Raw genomic sequence first — 11,158 nt, 5'->3', positions numbered from 1 at the left:
AAGCCCTTTGCGCTGCCGGAAGCGAATGGGGATATGCGGCGGGCCTATGCCTACCTGACAAAAAGCCGCTGCCTGGACCGGGAGGTGGTCTCCGTTTTTGCCAGAAAAAAGATGATCTATGAGGACGCAAAGTACCACAACGTGGTGTTTGTGGGGTATGACGCGGAGGGAACCGCCCGCCATGCCCATAAGCGGGGGAGCCATACAAAGGGGGATGCGTTCAAGGGCAACGTGGACGGCAGCGACCCCAGGTACAGCTTCCGGCATCTGGGGAAAGGGAACACTATCTATGTGTTTGAGGCTCCCATCGACATGCTGTCCTTTATCACGCTGCACCAAAAAGGCTGGCAGGAGAACAGCTATGTGGCGTTAAACGGCATATCGGCACACGCCATGCTCCAGGCGTTAAAGGACAGCCCCCAGGCCGGCACGGTGGTCCTCTGCCTGGACCATGACCCCGCAGGCATAGAGAACAGCTACCGGCTGGCGGACGCCGTAAAGGAGCAGCGGCCGGATGTCTGCGTGAGAATGCTGCAGCCCGTCAACAAGGACTGGAACGAGGATCTGAAAGCGCAGAACGGGATGGAGCCGATCCCGGCAAAGGAACATCCGGGGATAGCGGAGTGCAGGGCGTGGTGCGGGACGATTAAGGAAGTGGCAGAAAGCATCGATCCCAGGCATGCCACCGCGGAATCCCTGAAACGGTACCACTACGGGATCTACCAGACGCTGCAGAAGGGCACCGGCCCGGAACAGCTGGAGGATGCCTTTGACGGGGACGGCCTGCTCCTGGCGGGGATCGCTGTCAGGATCATGGAGAAATGCGGCAGGGAGCTTGGACGGGAGGCTGCGCCGGGGCAGATCATCGACAACCTGTGCAGCAGGTACAGGCCCCATAAGGACAGGGGGAACCTGAAATCCCGGCTTACAGACATGCAGGATGCCTTTGAAAGCGTGATGGCGTGTTTTGCAGGAACGGGGCCGGGAACGGATGAGGAAAAGGAAACGCTGGTCAAAAAATGTGTGGGCCTGACGATGGAATGCATCAGGGCCCATATTTTTGTGGCTGGAAAGCTGCAGGCCCAGAAACAGGAAGGAGGGATGGCACAGATATGCAGCCAGTCGTAATGCTGATACTGATGGGTGCGGGGATGTTCGCCGTCATCGGCGGAATTTCCCTGCTGTCCCATTATTACACCTTAAACGGGATCAAGTCACGGACCGTAGGGGACGGCCAGCACGGCACGGCGCGGTTCGCCACGGAAAAGGAGATCCGGGAGACCTATGCCCATGTCCCCTACGAGCCGGAGAAATGGCGCAGGGGCGAGAACCTGCCTGCGGCACAGGGGCTGGTGGTCGGGTACAAAAAACATGGGGCAGGCATCACCGCATTGGTGGACGAGGGGGACATCCACTGCCTGATGATCGGCGCCGCAGGCGTGGGCAAGACCGCCAACTTTCTATACCCCAACATCGAATACGCCTGTGCGTCCGGAATGAGCTTTGTGACCACGGACACCAAGGGCGACCTGTTCCGCAACTATGCGGGGATTGCAAAGGATCACTACGGCTACCGGGTATCCATCCTTGACCTGCGCAACCCCACCCGCTCGGACGGCGGAAACATCCTGACCATGGTGAACAAATACATGGATGAATACCTTGCGGACGCAGGGAACCTGGCGGCCAAGGCCAGGGCGGAGAAGTATGCCAAGATCACGGCAAAGACCATCATCTGCTCGGACGGCGCGCAGGCCAGCAGCTACGGGCAGAACGCATTCTTTTATGATGCGGCGGAGGGGCTTTTGGCATCGGTGATCCTGCTGATTGCGGAATACTGCCCGCCCCAGAAGCGCCACATCGTCTCCGTGTTCAAGCTGCTCCAGGACCTGATGGCGCCGTCCCCCGTAAAGAACCGGAACCTGTTCCAGCTCCTGATGGATAAGCTGCCCGCCGAACACAAGGCCAGGTGGTTTGCAGGGGCGGCATTAAACAGCGCGGAACAGGCCATGGCCTCGGTGCTTTCCACCGCCATGAGCCGTCTGAACGCATTCCTGGACAGTGAGATGGAGCAGATCCTGTGCTTTGACAGCACCCTGGACACGGAAACTTTCTGTACCAGCAAGGCGGCCATCTTCATCGTGCTGCCGGAGGAAGATAACACAAAATACTTCATGGTATCCTTATTTCTCCAGCAGCTCTACCGGGAGATGCTCTCCATAGCGGATGAGCATGGGGGAAAGCTACCGAACCGGGTCATGGTGTTTGCGGACGAGATCGGAACCATACCAAAGATCGAGTCCATGGAGATGATGTTCTCCGCAGGCCGTTCCAGACGGATCAGCATGGTGCCCATCATCCAGAGCTTTGCGCAGCTGCAGAAGAACTACGGGAAGGAAGGCTCCAGCATCATCACCGACAACTGCCAGGACATCCTGTTCGGCGGCTTTGCACCCAACTCGGAGAGCGCTGACATCCTCTCCAAAGCCCTGGGGAACAGGACAGTGTTGTCCGGCTCCATCTCCAGGGGGAAGAACGACCCCAGCCAGAGCCTGCAGATGATGGGCCGGCCGTTGATGTCCCCGGATGAATTAAAGACGCTCCCCAAAGGGCACTTTATCCTTGCAAAGACCGGGTGCTGCCCCATGCAGACAAAGCTCCCCCTGTTCTTAAAGTGGGGGATCGTATTCGGGGCGGCTTATGAAGTGCCGGAGAGGGCGGCAAGGGAGGTATTCTATGCGGATCGCTTTGAACTGGAACAGGAGATCCTGCGCCGCCGTGAGGATGAGGAAATGGAGGATGGGGAACCTGGGGAGCCGCCCCTGCCGCCAAGCGCAGCCCGGACGGGCGGCCAGGGCCATACGCCTGTACTCCAAGAGAGAGAGCACTCACGCCTGCCCAGGCGCATGCCGCTGCGGACAGATTAGGGGGCGCCTATGGGATATTTTACGGAGATCTATTCCCAGGAGCTGCCGCACCGGGCAAAGGCGGTGTATATGTACCTGAAGGACCGCAGCAACAAAGAGGGGCAGTGCTACCCTGCCATCAACACGGTTGCGAAAGAGCTGCAGCTTTCGCGCAGGACGGTGGAGAGGGCCATTGACGACCTGGTGCGGGCAGGGCTTGTCACAAAAGAACAGCGCTGGCGGGAGAACGGCGGGCGAAGCAGCCTGCTTTTTACCCTGAAAGGCGGCTGAAATAAAAAAGGAATGCCGCCAGGGGGGAAGTGCGCCCTCCTGACGGCATAAGGGATATGCCATGATGACACAAGCGGTGAAGGTATCACCCTAAGAAATATTTTACCGGCAGAGAAAGAATATGCAGTTACAGGACAGCCGGGGAGATTGAAAAACCAGGGCAGGGGATGGACTCAGCAGGGACTGAAGAAGTCGCTGTAATCGCACCCCAATATTTCCCGGAGGGCAACCAGCTGTGCGGTGGTAGGGTTGCAGGCCCCCTGTTCGATCTTGCTGAGGGAGCTGGTGCTGATGGGGATGCCCTCCAGCTGCAGCTTTGCTACCAGGTCCATGTTCCGCAGGCGTTTCTGTTCCCGCAGGCGGCGGATGTTATAGCCGATGATGGGGGAGCCGCCCTGCCTGATCCGTTCCGCTTTGTTCATAAGGCGCCCTCAGAGGGTGATCCCGGACCGCACAAGGAAATACTCCCGTTTGCCCAGGATCTCTTTCTGCTGATTTTCCGGCAGACAGCGGAACATGTCCTGGTAGTCCAGTTCAGCCAGGGGAGTGCCTTTCGTGAGCACAAGGAGCCGCAGGGAATACCATTCACCCCATAGGTCGTCAAACAGGTCCCTGCCGGAGGTGAAGATGCCGGTCTCGTCAAAACCAAAAGGGTGTTTGTAATACTGCAGTTTCACAAAGCCGTACTGCCCGGCATCCAGCACCATGAGGTCCAGGCTGTACATTTCCGCAAAGGCATCGGCAACCCTGCGGCAGACAGCCCGTTCCTCCTCCGTGATGCGCACGGCGTCTTTTTCCGCCTGTGAGTTGTGTACAATTTCCAGATGTGCGACCGCATCCTGCAAAAAATCCAGTTTCAAGTCTATCTCCGCCTGTGAATTGGCAGTGGCGGCATACTGGAGCAGCTCCTGTGGCCCCCAGCCGTTGATGTCCCTGCACCGTCTGGCAAGGCCGGAAAGGGTTTTGCACTGTTCAGGATCGAGGGTGTAGGAAAGGTTATAAGAGTCCATCTGTCAGAGCCTCCTTTCCAGGTTGTGCCGGATCTAAGAGCAGCTCCCGGCAGTCGGAAAATCCCAGCAGGTATGCCAGCATCCCGTAGCGGCTCCCGATGGCGTTGTATCCGCTCACATAGCGGTCGACCAGTTTCATGGCCTCCGCCGGGAGATGCAGCGCCTCCAGCTTATCCGAGTATTCATCAACCGCCCGGAGCAGTGCCTGGTAATCCTCGTCCCGCTGTGTGATCCCGTTCATGACGCCATTCATGCGCATGCCCATCAGCTGGTACAATGTAGATTGTTTGTCCATAAAGAACGCCTCCTTTTCTCGTGGTTGGTGTATGTTAACTCTGAACCCGGAGAAACGCAACTACAAAGTGGAAATGCCGGAACCCCTCTTTTTCCCATACAATCAAAAGAAAACCGTATGGAGGAACGATCATGAGGGAACAACAGATTTGCGGATACATCCGTGTATCCGCAAAAGACCAGAACACTGACCGCCAGCTGGACGCGCTGGCTCCGCTTGGGATTCCGGAACGGAACCTGTACATCGATAGGCAGAGCGGGAAAGATTTTGACCGCCCGGCCTGGAAGCGGCTGGTAAAACGCTTAAGGCCCGGCGACCTGCTCTGTGTCAAGTCCATCGACCGCCTGGGCCGGGACTACCAGGAGATCATAGAGCAGTGGCGCATGATTACGAAGGAGCGGCAGGCGGACATCCGGGTGATGGATATGCCCCTTTTGGATACTACCTATGGCAAAGACCTGCTGGGGACCTTTATCGCTGACCTGACCCTGCAGGTGCTTTCCTTTGCGGCCCAGCTGGAGCGGGAAAACATCCGCCAGCGCCAGGCGGAGGGCATTGCGTCCGCCAAAGCCCGCGGTGTTCGGTTCGGCCGGAAGAAGAAAGAACTGCCGGAGGACTTTGAGATATGGTTTGCCCGCTGGCGCAGCGGGGAGATCACGGGAAAACAGATGGCAGACCATTGCGGCATGGAGATCTCCGTGTTGTACCGCAAGCTGCGGGAGGCGGGAATCGCCCTGGACTGAGCCTGACGCAGCCCCACAGACAATCAGGAACGACCTAAGACGTGGGGGAGAGCTGACAGCGCATTGTCCCTGCCGGGCAGACGGTTCATTGCGCTTCAGGAAAGCCGCAGATATACGGAGGATGAGAATACGCTGTCCGCCGCCTCAAAACGGCACCCGCCGCCGTACTTTTCCGCAATGGAGCGGACAGACAAAAGCCCGATGCCGCCGCCCGGTTTCCCGGAGAGGAAACCGCCCTCCGGTGTCCTGCTGATGCCGGCGTACCGGTTATCCATGACAATGGTGAGCAAGCCGTCCGCCAGCCTGCCGCGCATACGGATAAAGGGCGCGTCCGCCCCGGCGCAGGCCTCCACCGCGTTCTCCAGCAGATTCCCGACCACAACGCAGAGCGCATGGGCAGGAACGCTGCCGGTATCCTCCGGGATCTCCAGCCGGATGGAGCAGTCCGTGATGCCGGACCGGGCCGCCATGTCCAGATAGTGGAGCGCCACTGCGTTGACGGTCTCATTCCGGCAGACGGATGGGAGGCTTTCCCATGAGGACGGTGCGGTCAGGGCATCCAGGTAGGCTGACGCCGCGTGTGCCTCCCCCTTTTCCAGCAGCCCGCGCAGGACGGCAGTGTGATGCCGGAAATCGTGGCGCTGCTGTTTTTCCTGCAGGGCGGCTTCCGTGATCCGGCGGTAGTGCTCCTCCTGCATCCTGGCCTGCCTTTCCAGGAGGGACAGCTCCTTTTCCAGCCTGTAGTTCTCTTCCAGCAGCTCCAGCGTCTCGGCCATGAAGTGCCCGCACTGGATGCTGACCAGCACCACAAAGACCAGGACGCCGGCCTGGACGAAAAAGGATTTTTGCACATTCAGCCGGAACAGATAGTAGTTCGCTACTTCCAGCAGGGCGGAAAGGGCCAGGACCGCCATGGGCAGAAGGAGCCTGCGCGCCATCCGGTTCCGGAAGCGTATGCCCTCCCACAGGGCAGTCCCGGCAAGGGCGCAGAGACAGGCGGGCGTCAGGACATGGAACAGGTACATGCTCCTCGACAGGGATACAATGCCAAAAAGCTGCAGTGCTGCCGCCCCGCAGACGCAGAGTACCATAAGGGAGCACAGCGTCTCAAGCAGTGGCCGGGCGTGTGGGCGCAACACTACCAGGGCAAAGCGCAGAAGCGGGATGGCAAGGGTGAACAGCCCCAGAAAGGCCAGCAGGTACAGGAGGGGCGGGTTATCTATGAGCAGTCCTGTCAGGTTGCATTCCCCAAAGGACCATGCGCCGGTACACAGGGAGAACAGCCCCAGCCAGAAAAAAGCTGTCCCAGAGCTGCCGAAGCGGAGGAAGATCAGGGAGACCAGGGCCATGATCATCCCCAGCACCAGAAGGAACACGGAAAAGAACAGGGAGAACCCCATTTCCGTGAACAGCCTTGCCGTAATCTGGGCCGGACTCCCCAGCAGGACGGGGTGGAGCGTGGCTACGTCCCTCTGTGAGGGGGAAAGGTATTCCAGTGTGAGCGTTACTTCCGGGCCGGTCTCCGGCAGGGGCACCAGCGCCGTCTTTGTGGGCGGGTCCAGCAGGAATGCCGGGAAGTCCCCGTCCTGTCCGTATTCAAATATCAGATGTCCGTCCGCGTAAAGCCTCACGGGTGTGTAGACAGCCTTGATATACAGGTAATCCCCCGGCTCCGGACAGATTCTGGCAGTCAGCGTCAGCGGGGTGCGGGGGGAAAGGCGGGAAAAGGACCGGGGCAGCCGGATGTCTTCCCCGTCCATGCTCCAGTCAGAAACAGTCTCTACGCCGTCACGCGGGTCCACTTCCGGACGGAACAGGAGCGCTGCGCCCAGCAGCAGCGTGACGAGCGCCAGAAAGAGCAGGGACAGGGCCGTCATGACAGCCCGCTGTATTTTATGTACCCTCATGACCAGGCCCCCTTTCTGACCTGGGCGAACAGCCAGTCCTCCCAGGCCTCCCTCGCCCTTTTCAGGCGGTCCCGCCGGATATAGACGCCCTGCCCGTCCTTCATGCGGAACATAAGCAGTTCCTGGTCGATGTCCGCTACATGGGCGAGGCTTGCCAGGTAGCTCTTATGGCTGCGGAAGAAAGGAAACCCGGCAAGCTGGGGCTCCAGCTCGTCCAGCCTGCCCTTTGCCTGTCTGGTCCCGCCTCCCTCGAACCAGAACAGCAGATAATGCGCCCGCTGTTCCACAAAGACAAGGCGGTTTACTGGCAGCGACAGCTTTTTCCCCTGCAGGATCACCTCCACGGCCGCCTGTTCACGCCACTGCGCCGCAAGGGCGATGGCGCCGTCCATGTCCTCCTGTGTTACCGGCTTCTCGATATATTTCGCCACTTTCAGGCGGTAGCCGTCCAGGGCGTGGTCCTGGCTGGAGGTGACAAAGGCCACTGGCAGGTCCGGCTCCTGTTCCCGCAGCCGCCGCACGGTCTCCACCCCGGAGATCCCGCCCATATAGATATCCATGAGCACCATATCAAACCGCCCTGGCTGGTAATCCTTAAGGAACGCTTCACCGTTTTCAAAGGCGGTGACACTGACCGGAACCTGTCCCGCCTGGGCCAGACATATCAGCCGTTCCTGCTCCTCTTTATCGTCCTCGCAGAGCGCGAGCTTTAATTCCTCCATGCGAAATCCCTCCCTGTTTTTGAACAGTATAGGGTAAAAACACAGAAATGTCAATTTGTCAAGTACGAGTTTTGAACGGATTATGCCACCGTACATAAAAAGAATAAAATTAAAAATACAGGCTTGACAGGAGCCGCAGCAGGTGGTAGAGTAGAGATACGGTGAACATGGGAACCCAAAATAAGTCGGAGGTAGAGATATGGCGTATTACTTGAAAGACCTGTCTTTTACAGAAGAAGGGAAAAAGCTGAAACTGTCTGATGAGGACAGGGAGCGGTTCCGTCTGGTGTACAAAAGGGAAGGCGATGGATGGGTGTTGCATGATATTTATGAGAAAGGGGGCGATTATGGGGATGACTGTATTGTAGTGCCGTTGGAGTCGACATACAAAGGCTGGGAATACATTGATCAAGGAGTAAGTTTTAGCAACGTGATAGGCTCAACTTATGATTCAAAGCCCATAGACCCAGATACAAATCATGAATATCGTAATTGGATTGAATTATGGGAAAAAACATATAAAAGAGTAAACAATGAGAATCCGGTCATCGAATGTTGTACAGATGAAATGGTTTATGAAACTCGAAATCAGGTAGAATATCAATCAAATCTACATATAACTCGGTCTAAACGTGGATGTATTATATGCGGTGGGCATGTAATCAAAGGAAATTTGGCAAGAAGTATCAGTATAGGAAGCCTGGTATATATAGTCCCTATATGCATGCGTCATGACCATATTAAAACAAGTGAATATATGAAGATGGGAAATCGCACGTTTGCAGTTAAATTGGATTATATGATTATACCGCATAACTATCTCGCCCAGCGCCCGCTGGAGACCCACGAAAAAATTTAGGAGGTTATAATATTATGAACAAAAATGCAGAAATAATCAACAGTCAGATTGCGGCCCTGAAATATGATCCCAAGCAGATCCTGGCATTTGAGGGAAACACGGTGTCCAATGTCAAACCCAAGGAAGGACAGATGGAGGATTCCGAATACATTGTGGTCACCAGAGAGGTACAGAATATACAGAAGGCCATCGACCTTGCCGTACCCTGCAGCAATAATGCGCTGATCTATCCGGGCGCTCTGCTGCTGGCCAATTCCTATCTGGTGGACGGAAAACCCCAGGCCCTCGGCGCACAGCCTGGGCGCAATGTCCTGTCCGTAGATCTGCCCGGTCTGGCACAGGATGGCTCCGTTGGCCTCAGCAGTATGACCTACGCAAATGTCAAAAGCGCACTGAACCAGATACTGAACACATGGCTGGACAACTATTCAAAAGATTACAATGCGCCTGCCATCATGACATACACATCATCCCTGATCCACGATGAAAAGGAGATGCAGCTCAAGTTCGGCTGCGATGTGGGATTTCTTGAAGACGCCCTGGGGATCGGCTTGGGAGCGAATGCCGGCGGAACCACGGGGAAAAAGAAAAGCAATTATCTGGTAAGCTATAAGCAGATTTATTATACCGCATCGGTGCATCCTTATGCTGAACCTGCTGACGCATTCAGCTATGACACCACCTGGAATGATCTGGTAAGACTTGGGGTAAACAATGACAATCCGCCCGCCTACGTGGGGAGCGTGGTGTACGGCAGGGAGATCTATATCAATTTTGAGTCGGACTGTGAGGAACATCTCTTTGAGGAAGCCATCAATGCCGCCGTCAGCATCGAAGGCGTGGACGTGGGGCCGGAGAGAAACGACAAGTATTCGGATGTCTATAAAAACACCAGATTCAGCTATGTCATCATGGGCGGGAGCGTCCCGGAGTCCTTCAGCGGATTTGATATGAATGAGGACAATGCCAGGAAGGTGAACGGAGTCATTTTTTCCGATACCCAGTTCAGCAAAGAGAATCCGGGCATCCCTCTGAATTACCGGGTGGCGTTCCTGAAAGAAAACCAGCCGGCCGTTATCAACGGCACTACGCAGTATGTGGATGAGAAGATCGAAAGGTTCTCCTCCGGAGAATTGGAGCTGGAGCATCAGGGCGCGTATGTGGCAAGGTTTACCGTATCCTGGCAGGAAATAACCGGATATGATGAGAACGGAAAAGAAACAACAGTTGCCAAGGCATGGCCTGAGAACGGCAAGAATAAGACGGCATCGTTTGACACCAGGATAGCGCTGGGAGGGAACGTGCGGAGGATCAACGTAAAAGCGGAGGGCGCCACAGGCCTGGCATGGGAGCCGTGGAGGACATCCCTGGATAAAAAGGATCTTGCGTTAGGCCCCCACATCCATGTGAAAATATGGGGGACGACCTTATCGCAAAAGAGTTCCTGCACTTATGAAGATTAAGCCATAAAGAGAAATCTGCATCACAGCCGACCTGGTGAGATGCAGATTTTTTCATATCACTAAAACCACAATTTGTCAAGTACGAGTTTTGAACAGAGCCGTACATTTTTGGTACTGGAAAAAAAGATAAAAACTCATAAAATAGACTAAATAGGCATGTGCGGGAGATTTTCAAGCCCGCAGGATCATCTGCCCTGCAGGAAAAACAGCAATTCGGCAGGGCTGACTGATCGTCAAGGCCAGATATAAGGAATTTTTGGCGAGTGGTTAAAAGTAGACTTAAAACCACAGCGTTCAGAACCGGAATGCAGTCAAAATAGCAGAAATAAGCAGAAAAATGCATAAAAAAAGCGAGTGGTTTTGAGTCTACTTTATGCAAAACAGGGAGTGATACATATATGAAAAATAAAGGAAAACAGAACACAGGGCAGAAAACTCCTGTCTTTGTATCGCCGCCACTTATCCCGCATCCGGTATCGCCGGAGCAAAGGACGGCTATGCGCCTTGATGACAGGAAACTTTATGTCGTTCTCTGCGGCAGCCTGCCCACTTTGTTGGCAAACCTGATGTTCAAGGAAAACATACGGTTTTATGGTGTGCATACCAGTACAAAACTTAAGGATATGCTGATGGATGAGAACGGTATCCCAGCGGATCTGGCAATAGTAGAGGCCCACACTTTGGCTGACCTGCCGCAGATGTCTTTCTTTTCTCCGACAGATGACCATGAGTGTACGGTAATGTTTACCCCCGATCCTTTTATCGGAGACAACATAAGGCTGAATGAGATATATGCCGTGATGGATGAACTGTTGTTAAAAAAGCAGCTATGGATAAAGGAATTGAGAGAACAAATCCAGCAATATGTTGAGTGCAAGGAGGGAGAAGTTATATGAAACGCAGAATTTTAAGTGTCATAATTGCGCTGGCAGATCGGAAGAGCACACGTCTGAACTCCAGTC

Annotated in this window: 12 protein-coding genes (1 of these 12 cut by a window edge); 7 read left to right on the top strand and 5 right to left on the bottom strand. The window is 55.4% G+C overall.

Annotated elements, in window-relative coordinates; genetic code table 11:
* The 3 genes in view from Q2B33_RS08565 to Q2B33_RS08555 are tightly spaced (at most 9 nt apart) and all read left to right on the top strand, a layout consistent with a single transcriptional unit that may run on beyond the window.
* Positions 1 to 1,128, top strand: the 3' portion of a protein-coding gene (locus Q2B33_RS08565) for a DUF3991 and toprim domain-containing protein (RefSeq protein WP_300913954.1). 318 nt of this gene lie to the left of the window's left edge; only the last 1,128 of its 1,446 coding nucleotides appear in the window; its start codon lies beyond the left edge, outside the window; its stop codon occupies positions 1,126 to 1,128.
* The gene (locus Q2B33_RS08560; protein ID WP_300784357.1) at positions 1,113 to 2,927 is read left to right on the top strand and encodes a VirD4-like conjugal transfer protein, CD1115 family; all 1,815 of its coding nucleotides are present in this window, start codon (positions 1,113 to 1,115) and stop codon (positions 2,925 to 2,927) included. The genes Q2B33_RS08565 and Q2B33_RS08560 overlap by 16 nt, the downstream gene beginning before the upstream one ends.
* Before the next feature lie 9 nt (positions 2,928 to 2,936).
* A complete protein-coding gene (locus tag Q2B33_RS08555; RefSeq protein WP_300784359.1) occupies positions 2,937 to 3,197 on the top strand; it encodes a helix-turn-helix domain-containing protein in 261 nt (86 codons plus the stop codon).
* Between the two features lie 173 nt (positions 3,198 to 3,370).
* Here the strand turns inward: Q2B33_RS08555 and Q2B33_RS08550 are convergent, their stop codons facing one another.
* From Q2B33_RS08550 to Q2B33_RS08540, 3 genes are read right to left on the bottom strand one after another with little or no spacing between them, the layout of a single operon-like run.
* Entirely contained in the window at positions 3,371 to 3,619 is a 249-nt protein-coding gene (locus Q2B33_RS08550) for a helix-turn-helix domain-containing protein (protein WP_300784360.1), read from the bottom strand.
* A 9-nt stretch (positions 3,620 to 3,628) separates the two neighbouring features.
* Complete coding sequence (locus tag Q2B33_RS08545) at positions 3,629 to 4,207, bottom strand: hypothetical protein (RefSeq protein ID WP_300784362.1); 579 nt, start codon at positions 4,205 to 4,207, stop codon at positions 3,629 to 3,631.
* Positions 4,194 to 4,502 (bottom strand): hypothetical protein, encoded by a 309-nt coding sequence (locus Q2B33_RS08540; protein ID WP_300784364.1) that lies wholly within the window; start codon positions 4,500 to 4,502, stop codon positions 4,194 to 4,196. The genes Q2B33_RS08545 and Q2B33_RS08540 overlap by 14 nt, the downstream gene beginning before the upstream one ends.
* 131 nt (positions 4,503 to 4,633) lie before the next feature.
* Here Q2B33_RS08540 and Q2B33_RS08535 point away from each other — a divergent pair, with 131 nt between their 5' ends.
* The gene (locus tag Q2B33_RS08535; RefSeq protein WP_300791643.1) at positions 4,634 to 5,245 is read left to right on the top strand and encodes a recombinase family protein; all 612 of its coding nucleotides are present in this window, start codon (positions 4,634 to 4,636) and stop codon (positions 5,243 to 5,245) included.
* 95 nt (positions 5,246 to 5,340) lie between these two features.
* On the opposite strand, the gene Q2B33_RS08530 is transcribed toward Q2B33_RS08535, so the two are convergent.
* Both Q2B33_RS08530 and Q2B33_RS08525 read right to left on the bottom strand, forming a co-directional pair.
* On the bottom strand, positions 5,341 to 7,152 hold the full coding sequence (locus Q2B33_RS08530; RefSeq protein ID WP_300784368.1) for a GHKL domain-containing protein: 1,812 nt from the start codon (positions 7,150 to 7,152) through the stop codon (positions 5,341 to 5,343).
* Positions 7,149 to 7,874, bottom strand: coding sequence for a LytTR family DNA-binding domain-containing protein (locus Q2B33_RS08525; protein WP_300784369.1), 726 nt, complete (start codon positions 7,872 to 7,874; stop codon positions 7,149 to 7,151). The genes Q2B33_RS08530 and Q2B33_RS08525 overlap by 4 nt, the downstream gene beginning before the upstream one ends.
* Before the next feature lie 199 nt (positions 7,875 to 8,073).
* Between Q2B33_RS08525 and Q2B33_RS08520 the strand changes: the two genes are divergently transcribed.
* The 3 genes from Q2B33_RS08520 (at position 8,074) to Q2B33_RS08510 (ending at position 11,092) form a co-directional block, all read left to right on the top strand.
* Positions 8,074 to 8,733 (top strand): hypothetical protein, encoded by a 660-nt coding sequence (locus Q2B33_RS08520; RefSeq protein ID WP_300784371.1) that lies wholly within the window; start codon positions 8,074 to 8,076, stop codon positions 8,731 to 8,733.
* Between the two features lie 14 nt (positions 8,734 to 8,747).
* A complete protein-coding gene (locus tag Q2B33_RS08515) occupies positions 8,748 to 10,196 on the top strand; it encodes a thiol-activated cytolysin family protein (protein ID WP_300784373.1) in 1,449 nt (482 codons plus the stop codon).
* Positions 10,197 to 10,594: 398 nt separating this feature from the next.
* Positions 10,595 to 11,092, top strand: a complete 498-nt coding sequence (locus tag Q2B33_RS08510) for a hypothetical protein (RefSeq protein WP_300784375.1) — start codon at positions 10,595 to 10,597, stop codon at positions 11,090 to 11,092.
* Positions 11,093 to 11,158: the final 66 nt, after the last annotated feature.

The sequence above is a fragment of the uncultured Acetatifactor sp. genome, from assembly GCF_948601915.1.
GTDB lineage: Bacteria > Bacillota > Clostridia > Lachnospirales > Lachnospiraceae > Acetatifactor.
This window is presented reverse-complemented; position numbering and strand designations above follow the sequence as displayed.

Bases quoted from the DNA above. Each gene is read 5' to 3' on its own strand.
- Q2B33_RS08540 (WP_300784364.1), bottom strand. From the start codon at position 4,502: ATGGACAAACAATCTACATTGTACCAGCTGATGGGCATGCGCATGAAT.
- Q2B33_RS08555 (WP_300784359.1), top strand. From the start codon at position 2,937: ATGGGATATTTTACGGAGATCTATTCCCAGGAGCTGCCGCACCGGGCA.
- Q2B33_RS08525 (WP_300784369.1), bottom strand. From the start codon at position 7,874: ATGGAGGAATTAAAGCTCGCGCTCTGCGAGGACGATAAAGAGGAGCAG.
- Q2B33_RS08535 (WP_300791643.1), top strand. From the start codon at position 4,634: ATGAGGGAACAACAGATTTGCGGATACATCCGTGTATCCGCAAAAGAC.
- Q2B33_RS08550 (WP_300784360.1), bottom strand. From the start codon at position 3,619: ATGAACAAAGCGGAACGGATCAGGCAGGGCGGCTCCCCCATCATCGGC.
- Q2B33_RS08515 (WP_300784373.1), top strand. From the start codon at position 8,748: ATGAACAAAAATGCAGAAATAATCAACAGTCAGATTGCGGCCCTGAAA.
- Q2B33_RS08530 (WP_300784368.1), bottom strand. From the start codon at position 7,152: ATGAGGGTACATAAAATACAGCGGGCTGTCATGACGGCCCTGTCCCTG.
- Q2B33_RS08520 (WP_300784371.1), top strand. From the start codon at position 8,074: ATGGCGTATTACTTGAAAGACCTGTCTTTTACAGAAGAAGGGAAAAAG.
- Q2B33_RS08545 (WP_300784362.1), bottom strand. From the start codon at position 4,207: ATGGACTCTTATAACCTTTCCTACACCCTCGATCCTGAACAGTGCAAA.
- Q2B33_RS08560 (WP_300784357.1), top strand. From the start codon at position 1,113: ATGCAGCCAGTCGTAATGCTGATACTGATGGGTGCGGGGATGTTCGCC.
- Q2B33_RS08510 (WP_300784375.1), top strand. From the start codon at position 10,595: ATGAAAAATAAAGGAAAACAGAACACAGGGCAGAAAACTCCTGTCTTT.